We start from the raw sequence: 17,829 nt of genomic DNA, 5'->3' as shown, positions 1-17,829 counted from the left end.
GGCAACTGCCGTAGCCCCGGCCAGGGTTGCCGCTCCGGCGTGGTGCGCGCAGAGGGGACGAACCAGGGACGACCCAGGTGACGGCCGAGGGGACGGCCGAGGGGACGGCCGGGCATTGATTCACCGTACACCTAAATGCATAATGCCCCTATGTATCCGGGCGGGCCCGGTGACCTCCCTGCCCGGCATCCGTCCTCAGAGGCTGGAGCCCCGCGCACATGACCGCACCCGCACCGGCACCTTCACCTTCACCCGAGCCCGCGCCCGCGTCCGCGCCCGAGCCCGCGTCCGCGTCCGCACCGCATGGGAACGCCGCCAGTCCCTTCCGGCAGCCCAAGGCCGTCTGGGCCGTCGCGTTCGCCTGCGTGATCTCCTTCATGGGCATCGGGCTGGTCGACCCGATCCTGCCCGCACTGGCCGAGAGCCTGCATGCCACGCCCAGTCAGGTCTCCCTGCTGTTCAGCAGCTATCTCATTGTCACGGCGGTCGCCATGCTCGTCGTCGGCTGGATCTCCAGCCGCATCGGCGCCAAGCGCACCCTGGTCGCCGGCCTGAGCGTCATCGTCGTCTTCGCCGCGCTGGCCGGCTCGTCCGGCTCCATCAACGGCATCGTCGGTTTCCGCGCCGGATGGGGACTGGGCAACGCCCTGTTCATCGCCACCTCGTTGGCGGTCATCGTGGCCTCCGCCAGCGGCGGTTTCGGCGGCGCCATCATCCTGTACGAGACGGCCCTCGGCCTCGGCATCGCCGTAGGCCCGTTGCTGGGCGGCGAGTTGGGCGCCATCAGCTGGCGCGGGCCGTTCTTCGGGGTCGCCGTCCTGATGGCCGTGGCCCTCGTCGCCACGCTCGCGTTCGTGCCCAACCTGCCCAAGCCGGAACGCCGTATGTCCCCGGTCGAACCGCTCCGCGCCCTGCGCCACCGTGGCCTGCTCACCATGGGCATCATGGCGCTGCTGTACAACTGGGGCTTCTTCACCATGCTCGGCTACGCCCCCTACCCGATGGAGCTGAGCGCGCACCAACTCGGCCTGGTCTTCACCGGATGGGGCCTGCTCGTCGCCGCCTTCAGCGTGTTCTTCGCCCCGCGCCTGCAGGCCCGCTACGGCACCGCGCCCGTGCTCTACGCCAATCTGCTCGGCCTGGGCGTCGTGATGGCCGTCATCGCCGCGGGCGTCGACACCCCCTCCGTGGTGATCGTGGCGGTGATCCTCAGCGGCGCGTTCATCGGGATCAACAACACCCTGACCACCCAGGCCGTCATGCTGGTCTCGCCCGTCGAGCGCCCGGTCGCCTCCTCCGCGTACGGCTTCCTGCGCTTCATCGGCGGCGGCCTGGCGCCCTACGTCGCGGGCAAGCTCGCCGACGCGACCGACCTGAGCGTGCCGTTCTACCTGGGCGCGGCCACGTTCCTGCTCGCCATCCCGGTCCTGGCCGGCGGCCACCGCCTGCTGCGCGAGGCCGAGTCGGGCGGTGCGGGGGCGGAGCCGGTGGCCCCGTCGTTCACGCCGGTCGGCGCACCGCACGGTGCGTCGACCGACGCGTCGGACACAGGCGGCGCGGCGCCGGTCGGCGCACCGGACGGTTCCCCGGGCGCGGGTGGCGCGGCGCCGGTCGTGGTCGCGGTCGGTGCGCACGGCGGGGCCGCCGCGATCGTCGACGCCGCCGCCCGGCTCGCCCGCGACACCGGCAGCCCGCTGGAGGTCGTCCATGTGCGGCAGACGGCGGTCGTCGAGGAGCAGGCCGCCGACACCGAGACCCATGAACAGGCCCTCGCGGCCGTCACCGCCCACCTCGACCGGCTCGCGGCGGGGGGTGTCGCCGCCACCGGGCAGATCCTCGTCAGCGTCGGCGAGCACGCGGCGGCGGGGCGCGCCCTGGCCCACCACGCCGCCGACGTACACGCCCGCACCGTGGCCATCGGCCGCTCGCCGCGCGGCGCGTCGGCACAGTTCGCCGACGGCAGCTTCACCACCGCGCTCACCCACAGCGCCAGTTGTACGGTCGTCCTCGTCGAACCCGAGACCGCGCCGCGCCACTTGACGAGGGCTGCCCTGGCCGAACTCCGCACCGGCGCCGCGTGAACGCCGCCGCTGAGCGACGGCGCCCGGAGCCGTCAATGAAATGTTTCACACGAGGTATCGCGATCCCGTATGGCAGCCATTCCATTGTGACGTGCGCCACCTGACCGTGACCTGGCGCGCCATTGGTCAGGTCGGCCACCATCTGCGGTAATTCAGCGCTGGAGGAGACGGGGGATGCGTGAGCCGTTGATTGAAACGATTCAATCTCTTCCGGCTCAAGCTCTGCCGATACGACCCCCCGTCTTCCGGTGGCACGAACAAGGAGCAGCCGCATGTCCTCGAACCCCTCGGAAGCGTCCCGCAGATCCGTGCTGGCGGCCGGAACGGCCGTCGCCGCGGCGGCGGTCGCCGGTCCCGTCGCGGCAGCGCGGCCCGCCGCGGCGGCACCGCGCGCGGCGGACGACGCCGCCCCGGCCGACGGCACCCTCGCCCTCCCGGACACGGGCCGGCGTCCCGCCTTCCGGTACTGGTGGCCGGGCGGGGGCGTGACCCCGCAGCAGATCGCCAAGGAGGTCGACGCGATGGCGGACGCGGGCTTCGGCGGCTTCGAGATAGCCGACGTCCGCAACAGCGAGATGGTCCCCATGCCGGTCCGCAGCTACGGATGGGGAACCCCCGCCTGGAAGGAGGGGGTCATCGCCGCCCTGCGCACCGCCGAGCGGCGCGGGCTGCACGTGGACCTGACCCTGGGCCCGTACTGGCCCGCCGTGGTCCCCGGGGTGCGGCCCGACGACGACGCGGCCATGAAGGAACTGACGTACGGTCAGGTCGCCGTCACCGGAGGGGAGATGTTCGACGCGGCCGTGCCCGCGCCGCACTCGGCGCCGAGCGGGGTCAAGGACGGACTCCCCGCCGTCGCCGTGACATTGGTCCTCCAGGCCGTGCACGCCGCCCGCGTCTCGGGGTCCGCCACCGCGACCCCGCTCGTGCTCGAACAGGCGTCGCTGACCGACCTCACGGACCGGGTGCGCGACGGCCGTCTCCGCTGGACCGCGCCCCCGGGCGGCCGGTGGGTCATCGTGGCGAGCTGGTCCCGCGGCACCGCCATGATCGAGCGACAGGCCTACTACCAGGGCTACTTCTACTCGTTCACCGACCCGCAGGCGTATGTCGTCGACCACTTCGGCGCGGGAGGAGCCGAGGCGATCACCGACTGGTGGGACAAGGACCTGCTCACGCCCGAGATGCGCTCCCTGCTGCGGTCGGTGGGCCGGGACTTCTTCGAGGACTCCCTGGAGTTCCTCACCGAACTGCACTGGACACCGCTGATGCAGCAGGAGTTCGCGGCCCGCCGCGGGTACCGGCTGCGGTCCTTGCTCCCGCTCGTCCACGGGCAGTCCACCGCGGTCTACGTCTTCGAGGACGCGACGGTCGGACAGCGGGTGCGCCGGGACTACTTCCAGACCCTCGCCGACCTCTACCTCGACCACCACCTCGCCCCGCTGGACGACTGGGCCGCGGGCCACGGCATGAGCCTGCGCGTCCAGCCGTACGGCGCCCCGCTCGACTCGGGACTGGCCGCCGCGCGGGCGGGTGTGCCCGAGGGCGAGTCCCTGGCGTTCGGCTCGGAGCCCGACTCCTTCCGCCTGCTCGCGGCGGGCCGAGACCTCGGCCGCCGCGGCCGGGTGCTCTCCAGCGAGATGGGCGCGGTCATCAACGGCGCCTACCGGCTCAGCCTCGCCGACCTCGTCACCACCGCCAACCCCGGCTACGCGCTCGGCGTCAACCAGGTGCGCGTGCACGGCTTTCCGTACGCCTCCTCGCCCGCGGGCCAGTGGCCCGGCTTCTACCCGTGGGCGCCGCTGGGCGAGAACACCATCAACTTCGCCGAGGCGTGGGGGCCGCGGCAGCCGCAGTGGCGGCACGCGGCCGGCACCTCCGGCTATCTGGCCCGGGTCCACGCGCTGTTGCAGTCCGGCACCGGGAAGGTCGATGTCGCCGTCTACCACGAGGAGTTCGACGCGGCGAGCACCCAGTTCGACGGCGCCTCGCTGACCGCGTCCGGCTACTCGTACCAGCGGCTGAGCTGGGGGCTGCTCGGGCTGCCCACGGCCACGGTGAGCGGCGGGCGGCTCGACGCCAAGGGCGGCGCGTACAAGGCGCTGGTGGTTCCGCAGTCGTCGACCATGCTGCTCGACAGCGCACGGCGCATCCTCGCCCTCGCGCGCGCCGGACTGCCCGTCGTCCTGGTCGGCGACCTGCCCACCACGGCCTCCGGTTACGGCGACGTGGCGCGGCGGGATGCCGAACTGGAGTCGGTGCTGGCCCGGTTGACCGCCGACGCGCACGTCAGCCGGGTGGCCGACCCGGCCGGCGTCCCGGCCGCCCTCGGCCGGCGCGGGCTGACCGGCTCCGCCGTACCCGACGGCATCGGCGGCCTGCTCCACGTCCGCCGCGCCGAGGGCGACACCACCCACTACTTCCTGCTCAACACCACCGGCGCCGCCGTGCGCGGGACGGTCACCCTGGAGGGCGGCGGCAGCCCGTACCTCGTCGACCCCTGGACCGGGAACGTCGTACCCGTCGCGGTCCACCACGCCCCGCAGCCCGGTCGCGTCGCCCTGGAGATCGCGGCGCAGGCCGGCGAGGCCGTGCTCGTCACGCTCTCCCCGCGCCCCTTCCACGGCGCGCGCGGCGGCGCGACGCACGCCGTCTCGGCCGGCACCACCGTCCGGTACGCCGGGCGCGGGCTGGTCGCGCGGGCGGCGAAGGCGGGGACGTACAGCGCGCGCCTGAGCGACGGGAGGACGGCGACCGCCACGATCGGCAGGGTTCCCGAGGCGCTGACCCTGTCGTCCTGGAAGCTCACCGTCGAGGACTGGCGCCCGGCGCACCCCGGCGAGACCGAGGCCGCGGCCACCGGCACCGTCCGGACCGTGCACCACGCCTCGCTGAGCGAACTGGTCTCCTGGCAGCACATCGACGGGCTCGCGGACGTGTCCGGCGTGGGCACGTACACCGCGACCTTCCCGCTCTCGACGGCGCAGGTCCCGTCGGCGGGCGCCGTGCTCGACCTCGGAGGGATCGGCGCGGGCAGCGTCGCGGTCCGGGTCAACGGCCACGACCTGCCGCCGCTCAACCAGCTGCATCCGGTGGCCGACCTCGGCACACGGCTGCGGGCGGGCACCAACACCGTCGAGGTCGTCGTCGCCACCACCCTGCTCAACCGCCTCAAGGTCACCCGGCCCACGGTCTACAGCCAGCCGAAGCAGGAGTACGGCCTGCTGGGACCGGTCACGGTGACGCCGTACGGGGAGGGTGCCCTGCGGTGACCCGGGCCGCCGACGGTGACGGAACGGGCGGCGGCGACCGGGTGAGCCGGTAGCCGCCGTCGCCCGTCCCCGGGGCGCCCGGAGGTCGCATGCCGGGCGCCCCGACCGGTCGGCTTTGGTAATCAAACCGCACAGCGCGATACTGGCCGGGTGACGACGACACGAATCGATCCCGCCGGACTGACGGGACGCCCCTGCGCGCTCACCGCCTCCCTCCAGCTCATCGGCGATCGATGGGCCCTGCTGGCGATCCGCGAGGTCATGCTGGGCAACCACCGTTTCCGGCAGATCGCCCGCAACACCGGCGCCCCCACCGACCGCCTGTCCGCCCGCCTGAAGGACCTGGTCGCCGCCGGCGTCCTGGAGCGGCGCCCGCTGCCCGACGAGTCCCGGCACGAGGGCTACCACCTCACCGAGGCGGGCCGCGACCTGACCGGGGTGGTGCGCGAGCTGCTGCGCTGGGGCGACCGGTGGGCCGTGACCTCGCAGCCGATGCGGATCATGCACCACGAGCACGAGTTCGAGCCGCGTACGGCGTGCGCGGCGTGCGGCGAGACGGTCGACCAGAGCGAGCTGCGCACGGAAGTGATCGCGCCGGGCTGGGACGCGGCAGGGCCGGTGGCCTGAGCCGGGTCCAGTGGGCTGGTCCGCTCCCGTGTGAGGGTGTGTGATCCGCTCCCGCGAGGGTGCGACCCTGATGGTTTGAATTTCAAATCGTCCTGTGCTTGGGTGGCCCCATGCCCAAGGTGATTGGACTTTCAAAGCGCACCGTCGCCACGACGGTGATCCTCCTCGCGGTCTTCATGACCAACCTCGACCTGTGGATCGTCAACGTGGCGCTGCCCGCCATGGGGACCTCCTTCGCGTCGCACCCCGGCGGCGCCGCGAGCCTCGGTTCCCTGTCCTGGGTCCTCAACGCCTACGCCATCGCCCTGGCCGCCCTCCTGGTGGTGGCGGGCCGGGCCGGGGACCGGCTGGGCCAGCGGCCCGTCTTCCTCGCCGGGGTCTCCGTCTTCACGCTCGCCTCGCTCGCCTGCGCCCTCGCGCCCGACCTGGGAAGCCTGGTGGCGGCAGGGCGGTGCAGGCGGTCGGCGCGGCCGCCCAGCTGCCGACCTCGCTGGCGCTGCTGCTGGCCGCCGTACCGGCCGAGGACCGCACCCGCGCCACCCGCAACTGGGCGGCGATCGGCGGGCTCGCCGCGGCGGCCGGACCGGTCGCGGGCGGCCTGCTGGTCCAGGTCGACTGGCGCTGGGTGTTCGTGATCAACGTGCCCATCGGCATCGCGGCGGTGCTCGCGGGCCGCGCGGTACTGCCGCGGACCACCGCGCGGGAGAAGGGCCCGCTCCCCGACGTCCTGGGCGCCGTCCTCGTCACGATCGCGGTCGCGGCCCTCTCCGGGGCGCTCGTGCAGGCCCCGGACTGGGGCTGGCTGGACGGGCGCATCCTGCTGCTGTTCGCCGTGGCGGCGGCCGGCGCCGCGGTGTTCGTGCTGCGCTCCCTGCGGCACAGCCACCCGCTGTTCGAGCTGCACCTGCTGCGTCTGCCGCGCTTCGGCACCGCGAACGTGGGCACCTTCCTCTTCGGCATCGCCTTCGCGATCATGCTGCTGTCGAACGTCCTCTGGTGCCAGGAGGTGTGGCACTGGAGCGCCCTGCGGACCGGCGTGGCGATGGTGCCGGGGCCCGCGCTGGTGCCCGTGGTCACACTGCTCACCGCCCGCGCGGCGCAGCGCCTGGGACACGGCCCGCTGGTCGCCACGGGCGGTCTCCTCTTCGCCGCCGCCATGGTCTGGCGCGCCTGCTTCGCGTCCCTCACCCCGGAGTACTGGCTCGACCTGTTCCCCAGTCAGGTCCTCGGCGGCGTCGGAGTCGGCCTGACCCTGGGCACGCTGGTGGCCGCGGGCGTCAGTGCGCTGCCGGGACACCGCTCCGCGACCGGCTCCGCGCTCGTCAACTCCACCCGTCAGATCGCCGCCACGGTCGGGGTCGCGCTGCTCGTGGCCATCGTCGGCGCGCAGGTGGGGCCGGAGCGGCGCCAGGACTTCCGGGCCGCCTGGGTGGTCGCGGCGGCGCTGGCCCTGCTCTGCACGGCGGTGGGCGTACGCCTGACGCGCGACGCGACGCGGGAGCGCGCGGCGGCGGAGCGCGGGACGGACCTCGCGGCGGACGGCGCCGGGCCGGGGGCCACGGACGCGGCCCCGGCTCCGGCCCTGGCTCCGGCTCCGGCTCCGGCTCCGGCGGACACCCCCTGACCTGCCGAAACCGCCCGCACGCGCCGCCCGCTGAGGGATTGTCAGTGGCGGATGGCAGGGTTGTCCCCATGACCGACCGCAGCCTCACCTGGGCCGAGACCGTCGCCGTGTTCGAGCGCCGGGGCCTGCCGGAGTCGTCGTACGGCAATCTCTACGACGAGAGCTACGACGTGCGCCCCGGCCCGCTCGCGATACCGGGCCCGCTCGATCTCGACGCGAAGGGGTGGACGTCCGCCACCGGGGTCGTCGTCGACGGCGACCTGACCGTCGACGGCGCTCTGCTCAACGTGGACGACGGCTGCCCGGCGCTGATCGTGCTCGGTGACCTGAAGGCCGCCGACGTCTACCTGGAGGGGGACGTGAAGCTGCTGGTGCTCGGCGATGTCACGGTGACCGGCGCGTTCATCGGCAACATGACCGAGAAGCTGGTGATGGTCCACGGCGACCTCAGCGCCGCGGTGACCGTGCTGTCCGACGAGTTCGCCCCCGACCTGATAGGGGGGACACTGCACGGCCCGGTCCTCGCACCCGCGTATCTCGGCTACGACCAGGACACCGACCCGGCAGCCGTCCTCGTCCCCGAGGTGCTGCGCGCCGACGGCGCGGACGGTGACGGACAGGACGGCGACGACGAGGACGGCGACGACGGCGGCCTGCGCTGCTTCGACGCTCCGCGAGTGCACGGCGGCAGGCTGCTGCGGCGCGTCGTGGAGGGGCTGCCGGTCGCGCTGCGCTGAGGCCCCGCGCGGGCCGGTCCGGACGTGGCGGGCTGGGCTATCGTCGGCACATGCGGATCTCCGTCTCCTCCGACATGGACGAACCCGTGGCCCGCTCCCTAGTCGCGCAACTGCGGGAGCGGGGGCACGAGGTGCGGACACACGGGGCGCTGCGCCCGGGGGCCGACCCGCAGTGGGCCGTGTGCTCCGAGACGGCGGCCCGGGACGTCGCCGAGGGGCGGGCCGACCAGGCCGTCGTGTGCTGCTGGACCGGGACCGGCGCGTCGATCGCCGCGAACAAGGTGCCGGGCGTCCGCGCGGCCCTGTGCGCGGACGCCTACACCGCCGACGGCGCTCGCCGCTGGAACGACGCCAACGTCCTCGCCCTCAGCCTGCGGCTGACGTCGCAGCCGCTGCTGGCGGAGATCCTCGACGCCTGGTTCGGCGCCGCGGCCAGTGAGGACGCGGAGGACCGGGGCAACGTGGCACACGTCGAAGGGCTGGACGGCGCGCGGCGCGCCTGAGGCGGCCTGGTCCGTCGAGCCGTCGGACTGCGGACTCCGGCTTGCGGACCGCGGACTCCGGACCGCGGCCTGCGGCCTCCGGCCCGCGGACTGCGGTTGCGCGGGCAGACCGCGGCCCGCGGCCCGCTCCTCCGTCCGCGGGCACTGCGGCCCGCGGACGGCCTGGTGCGGATGACCTGGCTTGCGGTAGAGGTCAGCCCGCCGTGGCGTGCCGGGCGCCGAAACCGATCGCGGCGGCGACGGCGGCCAGCAGCGCCACACTGGTGAGCGCGATCGGCAGGGAGAGCCCCTCGGCCAGGAACCCGATCGCGGGCGGTCCGAGGAGCAGGCCGCCGTAGCCGAGGGTGGACGCGGTCGCCACGCCGCTCGGACCGGCGAGCGCCCCCGCGCGCTCGATGGCGATCGGGAAGATGTTGGCCAGCCCGAGCCCGGTGACGGCGAAGCCCAGCAGCACCGCCCAGGTGGCCGGGGCGAGCGAGCCGAGCAGCATCCCCGCTGCGGCCGTGGAGCCGCCGACGACCAGGGTGCGGGAGCGGCCCAGGCGTTCGAGGAGAGTCGTGCCGCAGAGCCGGCCGACCGTCATGGCGAGCGCGAAACAGGAGTAGCCCGCGGCGGCCAGGCCGGGGGAGGTGTGGAGGTCCTGGGTGAGATGCAGGGCGCCCCAGTCGGCGAGGGCGCCCTCGCCGTAGGCGGTGCACAGCGCGATCAGCCCGAGGACCAGCACGATCGTGCGGGTACCGGAGTCGAGCCCGCGCCGGTCGGCGGCGCGGGCGGGTGTGTCGGGTGCGTGGGACGTGTCGGGCGCGTCGCCGTCCTGCGGGCGCTTCGCGGGCGGCGGTGGCTCGCAGCGCAGCAGCACGCGCCCGGCCACGGCCGTCACGACCAGGCCGACGACGGCCAGCCCGAGGAGATGGCGGGTCGGCGACAGTGAGCCCGCGACCAGCCCGCCCAGGGCGGCCCCGGTCATGCCGCCCAGGCTGAAGGCCCCGTGGAAACTGGGCATGACCGGTCGCCGCAGCGCGGCCACGATGTCCACGGCGGCGCTGTTGATGGCGACGTTCAGACCGCCGTAGGCCGCGCCGAACAGCAGCAGCACGGAGCCGAGGGCGAGTACCGAGTGGGTGAGCGGGGGCAGCGCCACGCCGAGACAGAGCAGCAGCGCGCAGACGACGGTCATCGGGTGGCTGCCGTAGCGGCGGCAGAGGCGGCCGGTCAGGGTCATGGTGACGACGGCGCCGGCGGACACCCCGAGGAGGGCGAGCCCGAGGGCACCGGCGGAGGCACCGGTCTGGTGCTTGATGGCGGGGATACGGACGACCCAGCCCGCGAAGACGAAGCCGTCGAGAGCGAAGAAGACGGTCACGACGGCGCGCAGCCGGGCGAGGTCGGTCCCGCGCACGACGCTGTGCGTACGGGTTTTGTTTATTAGCGGCACAAAGTCAGGCTAGGTGGCGGCCGGAGCGGGGGCAAGGTCGGGGTGCGTTTGTGGGGGCGATGGGCGATGGGCGAGGCACAGGACGCCGACCTTGCCCTGCCCTGGGGTGGCCCCCGAATATCCGGTCGCCCCGCGCCCGGCCCCCGCCTACCGTGGTGCCCCGTGCTGAGCGACGAGCAACTCGACGAGTTCGCCGAGCGGGGTTTCGTGCTGGTCCCGCACGCGGTGCCGGACGACGTCCTGGGGCGGGCGGGGCGCCGCCTGGACGAGGTCGTGGCGGCCGATCCGCCCACGGCCGGGACCCACGGCAACCACTTCTACTTCCTGCCCACCGAGGACGAGCCCGCGCTGCTCGCGCCCCTCGTCGAGGGTCCCGCGTTCCGGCTCGCCGAGGAGCTGGCCGGGGCGGGCACGCTGGAGCCGCCCGTCCAGGTCCAGGTCGCGCTGAACATCCCGCCGTTCCCGCACCGGCCCGGCATCCCCCATATCGACGCGCCCCACGCGGAGCCGAGCGGCGAGCCGGTGCGGAACACGTTCACCCTCCTCGCCGGGGTCCTGATGACCGACCAGCTCGCCGAGAACTCGGGCAACCTCTGGGTCTGGCCGGGCACCCATCTCACCCACGCCGCCCACTTCCGGGAACACGGCCCGGGGAGCTTCTGCGCGTACCCGCCGATCGAGCTGCCCGAGCCCGAGCAGATCACCGGGCGCGCCGGTGACCTGCTGCTCGCGCACTACCTGCTCGGCCACAACATCGGCGGCAACTACGCCTCGGAGCGGACCCGCCGGGCGCTGTACTACCGGATCAGCGCGGCCGGCCACGCGGACCACCGGGAAGCGTTCCTCCAGGACCCCTGGCTGGACTACCCGGCCCTGCGTTCCCGGACGGCGTCCCGGACGGCGTCCCGGACCGGGCGGCCGGAGGCCCGCCGGGCGCCCGAGGCGACCTGATGGCCACCGGCTGGGAGTGGGACGAGACGCTGTTCGCGGGTACGGCCACCCACTACCGGCGCGGGCGGCTGCCGTACGCCCCCGGGCTCACCGCCCTGCTCGCCGAGGCCCTGCGTCCCGACGGCCGTGGCCGACTGCTCGACGTCGGCTGCGGGCCGGGCGTCCTCGCCCTGGACCTGGCCGGACACTTCCGTGAGACGGTCGGCGTGGACCCGGACACCGGGATGATCGCCGAGGCCCGGCGGGCGGCGGCCGAGCGCGGTCTGTCCGGCCGGACGCGCTGGGTGCGGGCCCGGGCCGAGGAACTGCCCGCGGGACTCGGCATCTTCACCGTGGCGACGTTCGGCCAGTCCTTCCACTGGATGGACCGCGCGCTCGTGGCGGCGACGGTCCGCGGGATGCTCGCGCCGGGCGGGGCCCTGGTGCACGTCTCCGACCTGAAGACGCAGAGCCCGCCGGCCGGCGGCCCACCGGGTGGAGTACCTCCGAGGCCGGCCGATCCGGGGCCTGGCGATCCGTGTGCGGCCGATCCGGGGCTGGGCGATACCGGGGCCGCCGATCGGTGTGCGGCCGATCCGGGACCCGGCGTTCCAGAGCCGGGCGATCCCCGCGCGACCGATCCCGCTCCCGCCGATCCGTCCCCGGAGGCGCTCCACGTGGAGGCACCCCACCCGGAGGCGCTCCACGTGGAGGCACCCCACTCGGAGGCGCTCCACGTGGAGGCACCCCACTCGGAGGCGCTCCACGTGGAGGCACCCCACTCGGAGGCGCTCCACGTGGAGGCACCCCACTCGGAGGCGCTCCACCCGCAGGCGCCCCACCCGAAGGCGCTCCACAAGGAGGCCCTCCACCCGGACGCGCTCCACCTGGAGATGCCCGACCCGAAGGCGCCCCACCCGCACCCGCCCCACCCGGCCGTCCCTCACCCGGCCGTCGCGGAGCTGATCGCGCACTACCTGGGACCCGTGCGCCGGGCCGGACGCGGGGTACTGACCGCGGGGACCCCCGGCGGGGAGGCGGGGATTCTGGCCGGTGCCGGGTTCGGCGGGCCGCGCCGTCTCGTCGTTCCGGGCGGCCAGGTGATCGAGCGGACCAGCGACGACGTCGTGGACTGGGTCTTCTCGATGTCGTACGCGGCACCCCCGCTCTTCGGCCCGCGGCGCGGCGCGTTCGAGACGGAGCTGCGCCGGCTGCTCCGGGAGACTTCACCGACGCACCTGTTCTCCGAACGGCAGCCGGACACCGAGGTGTTCATCTGGACCCGCGACGCCACCGCGTACACCTGAGAGGGGCGTGGGGCCGTGGTCCGCGGGACGTGGAGCCACCCGGCGTACGGCAACCAGACGCAGGACTGCGCCATGCGAGCGAACGCGCGGCCGAGGCTGCCCACCGGGTCGGCGGGCGCCCCGTCACCGTGGACGGGCGCCTCACGCGGGCGCACCGGATCCACGCTCCCCTGGAAGGCCCCCATGCCCCGATTGCCCCGCCTGGCCGGTCTGGCCACGGCCACCCTCGCGCTCGGCCTCGTCGCCGCCGCCCCGCCCGCCGCGGGCCGCCCCGCGGTCCCCGACGCGCGCTCCGCGGCCCACCCCACCGTCGCGGGCTCGCGCATCGTCGCCCACTTCGATCTGGCCAAGGGCCAGACCCCGGAGAACATCGCGCTCGAACCCGACGGCTCGGCCGACCTCACGTTCGCCTACGCCCACCAGGTCGCCCACGTCACCCTGGACGGGCACACCCACCGGCGCGCCACGCTGCCCACCGTGACGAACCCGGCCACGCCCGTCATCGGCAGCGCCATCGCCACCGGCATCGCCCGCGCCCACGACGGCACCCTCTACGTCGGCTACGCCACCGGCACCCGCGCCACCGGCATCTGGCGCATCGCGCCCGGCGGCGGACGGCCCCGGCAGATCGCCGAACTGCCGCCGAACGGCCTGCCCAACGGGCTGGTCCTCGACGAGCGCCGGCACGTGCTCTACGCCGCCGACTCCGCGCTCGGCATGGTCTGGCGCATCCCGCAGCGGGGCGGCACGCCCACCGCGTGGGCCAGGGCCACGGCCCTCGACCCGCTGCCCGCGCCGCCCGCGAGCGGCTTCGGCGCCAACGGCATCAAACTGCACGGCGACGCCGTATGGGTCTCCAACACCGACCGCGGGACGCTGCTGCGCATCCCCGTCCGCGACGACGGCTCCGCCGGCCGGATCGAGACCCGCGCGACGGGGCTCGACGGCATCGACGACTTCGCCTTCCCCGGACACGGCGAGAACGTGCTCGCCGCGCTCAACCCGAGCAGCCGGCTGGCCCTGGTGCGTCCCGACGGCAGTCACACGATCGTGCTGACCGGCGACGACGGCCTGTCCAACCCGACCTCCGTCGCCGTGCGCAACTGGACGGTCTACGTGCCCAGCGCGGCGTACTTCACCCAGCACGACCCGAACCTGCTCCTCGCGAGCCTCCACCACTGGACCCGCGACTAGGGCCTGTCCGGCGCCACCCCTCGCCCGCGCCCGGTGCGCGCGTCCGGGCAGGCCGACGCTCCTGAAGCGGCCGCCCGCGACACCCGTACCGGGCACCGGCTCCGCCCGGGGGCGCCGTGCGCTCAGTTGCGCCGCAGCACCCGCCCCGCACCCGCCGCCACCGTCGTCGCGAGCAGCCAGCCCGTGCCGATGAGCGTGATCGCGCACCACTGCATGACGCCCGACGGGGCGTACGCCCGTTCCTGTCCCAGGTCGACCAGGGGCAGCAGCAGATCGAGGGTGTAGACGAGCGGCTGGAAGTGCGGGTAGGGGCCGCCGCCCACCGGTGTCGGGGGACGCAGCGCGAAGAGTGCCGAGCCCGCCGCGAGCAGGCACAGCAGGACCCACAGGGCGCGCAGCGGGCGGTACCCGTAGCCGACGGTGGCGTCCTGCAGGAGGCTCCACAGGCGGGCGGGCGGCGCGAGGGTCGGGCGCAGGCCGCGCTGCTTGGCGACCAGCACGGTCCGCGCCTCGGCGTCACGGCCGTGCCGCTGGTGGACGGCCGCCAGCTGCTCGTACGGCTGCGGCGTGAACCCGGCCGGGTCCCGGCCGAGCCACGGCAGGCGCGCCTTCGCGGTCAGGGCCGGGCGGAGGGTGTCGTAGACGGTGCCGTCCAGGACGAGCGAGGCGGGCCAGCGGGTCGGTTCGTCGTGGAGCAGGCCCACGGACATCCGGCCGAGATCGACCGTGCCGAGCGGGGCCCGACGGGGTCTCAGGAGGAGTACCGCGGCCGTCGTGCCCCAGCAGACGAGGGCCTTCTCGTCGGCCGTCGTGTCCAGGTGCGCCCCCAGGAAGCACAGCGTGCTGCGGATGGTGGCGCTGCTCAGCCGGATCGTGCCGTGCGCGGTGAAGCCGTCGCAGAGGTTCACCACGCCGCCGACGTCGATGCCGTTGGCCCGCAGCACGTGCCCGCCGCCGTCGGGCGCGGTGAGTTCCGCCGCCTCGAACCGGACGGACCCGCCGATCCGGGCGTCGCACAGGTCGATGGTGCCGTGCGCGGTCGTTCCGTCCCGGCAGTCGAGGTCGCCCCCGATGTGCGTGCGGCCCGCGGTGAGCGCCGTGCCGGAAGGGACGGACAGGCGGGCGCCGCGCAGGACGACGCTGCCGCGTACGGACGTGTCGTCGAGTGTGACGGGGCCGTTGACGACGAGCCCCCGTTCGGCCTGGATGTCGCCGCCGATCCGCGCGCAGCCGAGATGGAGGGCGTGCCGTCCGGCGTCGAGGCCCGGTCCGTCGAGGGTGGCGTCGAGCAGTTCCACCGTGGCCCCGATCGAAGCGCCGCAGAGGTTGACCGTCCCCGCGCAGCGGAAGCCGCGTCCGAGGTACAGGCCGCCGCCGACGTTGATCTCGGACATCTGGAGGTTGCCGCGGGGGCCGGTGATCGCCGCTCCGCGCAGCACGAGCGCGTCCTGCACACGGGCGTTGCCGAGGTCGAGGGTGCCCGAGCAGTCCAGGCCCGTCGCCCGCAGGGACTCGTCCACGGCGACGGACCGCGCCATGACGGCGGCATCTCCGGGCGCCGGGCGCACCGTTGTGCCGTCGAGGCAGAGGTGGGCGCCGACGCCGACGGACTCGAGGTTCACGGTGCCGTCCACGGTGCAGCGGGTCAGCCTCATCTCCCGCGCGAAGCGGGCGCCGTGTGCGAACAGCCCCGGCAGCCGGCACTCGTCGAGCTCCAGCGCCTCGAACCGGCCGCCCTCCAGGCGCGGTTCGGCGTCGAAGCGGCAACCGCGCAGCCGTACGGGGGAGTCGACCGTGACCTCGGCCAGGTCGAGGACGCCCCGGACGCGCACGTCGCGCAGACGCAGCCGGGCCAGGTGGCCCGGGTGCGCGGGCGGCGCGGTCAGCAGCAGGACGCGGATCGCCTCCCCGCGCACCTCCGGCACCTGCTCGCACCAGTCCCCGCGGCGGTAGGCCTCCCACATGCGGCGCTCACCCGCGCTCCAACCCTCCGGCGGACGACCCTCGTTGTGCGCCACTCGTGTCCCCTTCCGTCGCGCCCGATCCGTCGGGGCACCCCTTCGCTGCCCACCCCGGGCCGCGCGTATCCGCCGGGCGGCCGCTCGTCCCCGACCGCCGGTGCGCCGCTCTCGCGAGGACCGCCACCAGCGCGGCGAGGTCGGCGGCTCCGGCCGGATCGTCGGCGTGGCGCGCGACGGCGAGCGGGCCGACCTCGTCCAGGCGCACCCCCGCGGACTCCAGGACGTACCCCAGGACCAGCAGGGCCAGTCGGGCGTTGCCGTCGGGAAAGGGGTGGAAGAAGGCCACGTCGAGGTAGGCGCGGGCGGCGCGGGTCGGCGGCGGGAGCGCGAGGTCGCCGCTCTGGCGCAGGCAGCGCGTGAAGTCGCGCCAGGTGGACGGCGTCAGGCCGTAGCGCTCGCGCCCGCCCTTGGCGAAGGCGTCGGTCCGCCGCAGCCGGGCCACGGGCACCCCGAGTACCTGGCGCTGCCAGCCCGCCAGCAGCGGCACGGTGAGCGGCGCGCCCCGGGCCGCGTCGGCGCGGCTCAGGGCCAGCGCGCCGAGCAGCCGGTCGGCCCGCACCGGGTCGCGACGCCGGACCGGACCGTCGCACCAGGCGGCGAGCCCGTCCGCGGGCCGTGGCGAGGGGGCGTGCGCGGCCGCGAGCCCGTCCCGGTCCGGTTGGTGCGGCGGGGGTTCGTGCCGAGCCGCCGGCCCGGCGGGACGGCGCCGCGGCGGTGCGGGCGCCGCCGCCGTCGTCCAGTCCACCTGCTCCCTGACGCGGCACCAGGCCGCCAGCGCGTCGGCCGTCATGGCGCCTCAGAAATCGCGGTAGGGGCGGGTACCGGTCAGGCCGACGGCCAGGTCCTCGCCCACGGAGTCGATCAGCGTGGCCGGCGGGGCCACCCAGCTCTTGAACCGGCCGTCGATCGCCGATTCCGCCGCGGTCCGGGCCTCGTCGGGCGTCAGGCCGGCCGAGGTGAGGAACCAGATGAGCACCAGGCGGCACGTCCTGTACCAGCCGGCCTCGGCGCCGGTGCGGTCGACGACGACCGTCACCAGCCGGGTGGCGGCCCGCTCCAGATGCCAACTGCGGTCCTCGGGGCTCGCGTCGGACGGCGGGGCCAGGGCCGCGAACCGGTCGGCCAGTTCCTCGATCCAGTCCCGCCACTCCCGCAGCGACGCCACGACCCGGGCCGCCGTGTCCGCGGGTTCACCCACCGAATGGCTGTCGCAGCACCAGCTCGCGACCACCCCGCCGCCGCCTCCCTCGCCGATGCCCCAGTCCCAGCCGCAGGCCCACCGGCCGTAGCGGGCCGCGAGGACGACGGTGACCTCGTCCACGAAGCGCAGCGTGTCCGTGCGCGTGGCGCCCCGATCGGGCGTCATGTCCGCGATCAGAGCGGTGAGTCGGGCCTCCTCCTCCGCGTCCAGGGCAAAGGCGTTGACCTGCGGGTCCGCCGTCTGCCACGGCAGGCTGCCGGGGGAGAGTTCGGGGTCGTACGGCGACGTGATGCACCTCCGGGTGCGGGGCGGACGGGGGCCTCGGGCCCGATGGTGCCCGAGGAGCGAGACGACGGCACGCGTATTTCGAGTCGCGCAAGAGGACAAGGCCGAACATTTCGGTACGCACTGACTGAGGCCTGGCGGTTAATAGTTGCTCACGTCCTGGTTGCCGGGCGGTGAGCGGTCCATGATGGGGCCATGACGTTGGCCCTGCGCGCTTTCACGCGCTTGTCGACCTGGCCGGACCTGAGGCAGGTCGCACCCAGCTGCGGTCTGGGTCAGGCGCTCGGCTCGCCGCAGGGGGAGATCGCGCACTTCCACTCGGAGCGGGACGTCGATCTGCACCTCACGGAGCAGGCCATCCGGCGGCTCTCCCGCGACCTGCGCGCCGCGGGCGCGGTGCGGATCGTGCCCGGTTCGCAGTGGGTGACCATACGTCTCGACGCCGTCTCGGACGTCGATCTGCTGATCACCCTCGTGAGCGTCGCGCTCCAGGCCCACCAGGCGCGGCCCGTGCCTCCCGAGGGGACCGCCGGCCCCGGCTGCAACGACCAGCGCGGCGCGGGGTTCGTCAAGGTCGACTTCGGCAGCGTCTGAGGCCGGTCGGCCCCGGCG

The 17,829-nt window shown here is 74.7% G+C and carries 12 protein-coding genes and 3 pseudogenes; 11 read left to right on the top strand and 4 right to left on the bottom strand.

Translation table 11 applies throughout. The features are described 5' to 3' along the window. Window positions 1-218: 218 nt before the first annotated feature. The 6 genes and pseudogenes from WN71_RS06965 to WN71_RS06935 all read left to right on the top strand — a co-directional run bounded on the left by WN71_RS06965 (window position 219) and on the right by WN71_RS06935 (window position 8,844). Entirely contained in the window at window positions 219-2,081 is a 1,863-nt protein-coding gene (locus tag WN71_RS06965; protein ID WP_079177697.1) for an MFS transporter, read from the top strand. A gap of 272 nt (window positions 2,082-2,353) precedes the next feature. Beyond that, entirely contained in the window at window positions 2,354-5,353 is a 3,000-nt protein-coding gene (locus WN71_RS06960; RefSeq protein ID WP_046585163.1) for a glycosyl hydrolase, read from the top strand. A 150-nt stretch (window positions 5,354-5,503) separates the two neighbouring features. Then, window positions 5,504-5,980, top strand: coding sequence for a winged helix-turn-helix transcriptional regulator (locus WN71_RS06955; RefSeq protein ID WP_046585167.1), 477 nt, complete (start codon window positions 5,504-5,506; stop codon window positions 5,978-5,980). A gap of 110 nt (window positions 5,981-6,090) precedes the next feature. Further along, a pseudogene (locus WN71_RS06945) lies at window positions 6,091-7,604 on the top strand (MFS transporter). Window positions 7,605-7,672: 68 nt separating this feature from the next. Continuing rightward, entirely contained in the window at window positions 7,673-8,341 is a 669-nt protein-coding gene (locus WN71_RS06940; protein ID WP_046585169.1) for a hypothetical protein, read from the top strand. 50 nt (window positions 8,342-8,391) lie between these two features. Beyond that, on the top strand, window positions 8,392-8,844 hold the full coding sequence (locus WN71_RS06935) for an RpiB/LacA/LacB family sugar-phosphate isomerase (RefSeq protein WP_046585172.1): 453 nt from the start codon (window positions 8,392-8,394) through the stop codon (window positions 8,842-8,844). Between the two features lie 193 nt (window positions 8,845-9,037). Here the strand turns inward: WN71_RS06935 and WN71_RS06930 are convergent, their stop codons facing one another. Then, window positions 9,038-10,243: an MFS transporter gene (locus WN71_RS06930; RefSeq protein ID WP_046585174.1), complete on the bottom strand. Its 1,206-nt coding sequence runs from the start codon at window positions 10,241-10,243 to the stop codon at window positions 9,038-9,040. A 198-nt stretch (window positions 10,244-10,441) separates the two neighbouring features. Here WN71_RS06930 and WN71_RS06925 point away from each other — a divergent pair, with 198 nt between their 5' ends. The 4 genes and pseudogenes from WN71_RS06925 to WN71_RS06910 all read left to right on the top strand — a co-directional run bounded on the left by WN71_RS06925 (window position 10,442) and on the right by WN71_RS06910 (window position 13,710). Next, complete coding sequence (locus WN71_RS06925) at window positions 10,442-11,230, top strand: phytanoyl-CoA dioxygenase family protein (RefSeq protein ID WP_046585177.1); 789 nt, start codon at window positions 10,442-10,444, stop codon at window positions 11,228-11,230. Further along, window positions 11,230-11,715, top strand: a pseudogene (locus WN71_RS06920) (class I SAM-dependent methyltransferase); the annotation flags it as partial. The gene WN71_RS06925 and the pseudogene WN71_RS06920, both read left to right, overlap by 1 nt. 420 nt (window positions 11,716-12,135) lie before the next feature. Continuing rightward, window positions 12,136-12,516, top strand: a pseudogene (locus tag WN71_RS06915) (SAM-dependent methyltransferase); the annotation flags it as partial. Window positions 12,517-12,699: 183 nt separating this feature from the next. After that, window positions 12,700-13,710, top strand: coding sequence for an SMP-30/gluconolactonase/LRE family protein (locus tag WN71_RS06910; protein ID WP_046585180.1), 1,011 nt, complete (start codon window positions 12,700-12,702; stop codon window positions 13,708-13,710). A gap of 122 nt (window positions 13,711-13,832) precedes the next feature. On the opposite strand, the gene WN71_RS06905 is transcribed toward WN71_RS06910, so the two are convergent. From WN71_RS06905 to WN71_RS06895, 3 genes are read right to left on the bottom strand one after another with little or no spacing between them, the layout of a single operon-like run. Next, window positions 13,833-15,674, bottom strand: coding sequence for a translocation/assembly module TamB domain-containing protein (locus tag WN71_RS06905; RefSeq protein ID WP_052743027.1), 1,842 nt, complete (start codon window positions 15,672-15,674; stop codon window positions 13,833-13,835). Between the two features lie 7 nt (window positions 15,675-15,681). Continuing rightward, window positions 15,682-16,521, bottom strand: coding sequence for a Fic family protein (locus tag WN71_RS42215; protein ID WP_063777697.1), 840 nt, complete (start codon window positions 16,519-16,521; stop codon window positions 15,682-15,684). Window positions 16,522-16,527: 6 nt separating this feature from the next. After that, the gene (locus WN71_RS06895) at window positions 16,528-17,097 is read right to left on the bottom strand and encodes a hypothetical protein (RefSeq protein WP_079177696.1); all 570 of its coding nucleotides are present in this window, start codon (window positions 17,095-17,097) and stop codon (window positions 16,528-16,530) included. A 315-nt stretch (window positions 17,098-17,412) separates the two neighbouring features. Here WN71_RS06895 and WN71_RS06890 point away from each other — a divergent pair, with 315 nt between their 5' ends. Beyond that, window positions 17,413-17,811 carry a luciferase domain-containing protein gene (locus WN71_RS06890; protein ID WP_046585182.1) on the top strand — a complete coding sequence of 133 codons (399 nt, stop codon included), beginning with the start codon at window positions 17,413-17,415 and terminating at the stop codon, window positions 17,809-17,811. Window positions 17,812-17,829 lie beyond the last annotated feature (18 nt).

This window comes from Streptomyces mangrovisoli (assembly GCF_000974985.2).
GTDB classification, from domain to species: Bacteria; Actinomycetota; Actinomycetes; order Streptomycetales; family Streptomycetaceae; genus Streptomyces; species Streptomyces mangrovisoli.
Note: the sequence above shows the minus strand (reverse complement) of the source record. Positions and strands in the feature narration are given on the sequence as shown.

Excerpts from the sequence above, each read along its gene's own strand:
- WN71_RS06965 (WP_079177697.1), top strand. The coding sequence starts at position 219 with ATGACCGCACCCGCACCGGCACCTTCACCTTCACCCGAGCCCGCGCCC.
- WN71_RS06960 (WP_046585163.1), top strand. The coding sequence starts at position 2,354 with ATGTCCTCGAACCCCTCGGAAGCGTCCCGCAGATCCGTGCTGGCGGCC.
- WN71_RS06940 (WP_046585169.1), top strand. The coding sequence starts at position 7,673 with ATGACCGACCGCAGCCTCACCTGGGCCGAGACCGTCGCCGTGTTCGAG.
- WN71_RS06935 (WP_046585172.1), top strand. The coding sequence starts at position 8,392 with ATGCGGATCTCCGTCTCCTCCGACATGGACGAACCCGTGGCCCGCTCC.
- WN71_RS06910 (WP_046585180.1), top strand. The coding sequence starts at position 12,700 with ATGCCCCGATTGCCCCGCCTGGCCGGTCTGGCCACGGCCACCCTCGCG.
- WN71_RS06905 (WP_052743027.1), bottom strand. The coding sequence starts at position 15,674 with ATGTGGGAGGCCTACCGCCGCGGGGACTGGTGCGAGCAGGTGCCGGAG.
- WN71_RS42215 (WP_063777697.1), bottom strand. The coding sequence starts at position 16,521 with ATGACGGCCGACGCGCTGGCGGCCTGGTGCCGCGTCAGGGAGCAGGTG.
- WN71_RS06895 (WP_079177696.1), bottom strand. The coding sequence starts at position 17,097 with ATGACGCCCGATCGGGGCGCCACGCGCACGGACACGCTGCGCTTCGTG.
- WN71_RS06890 (WP_046585182.1), top strand. The coding sequence starts at position 17,413 with ATGACGTTGGCCCTGCGCGCTTTCACGCGCTTGTCGACCTGGCCGGAC.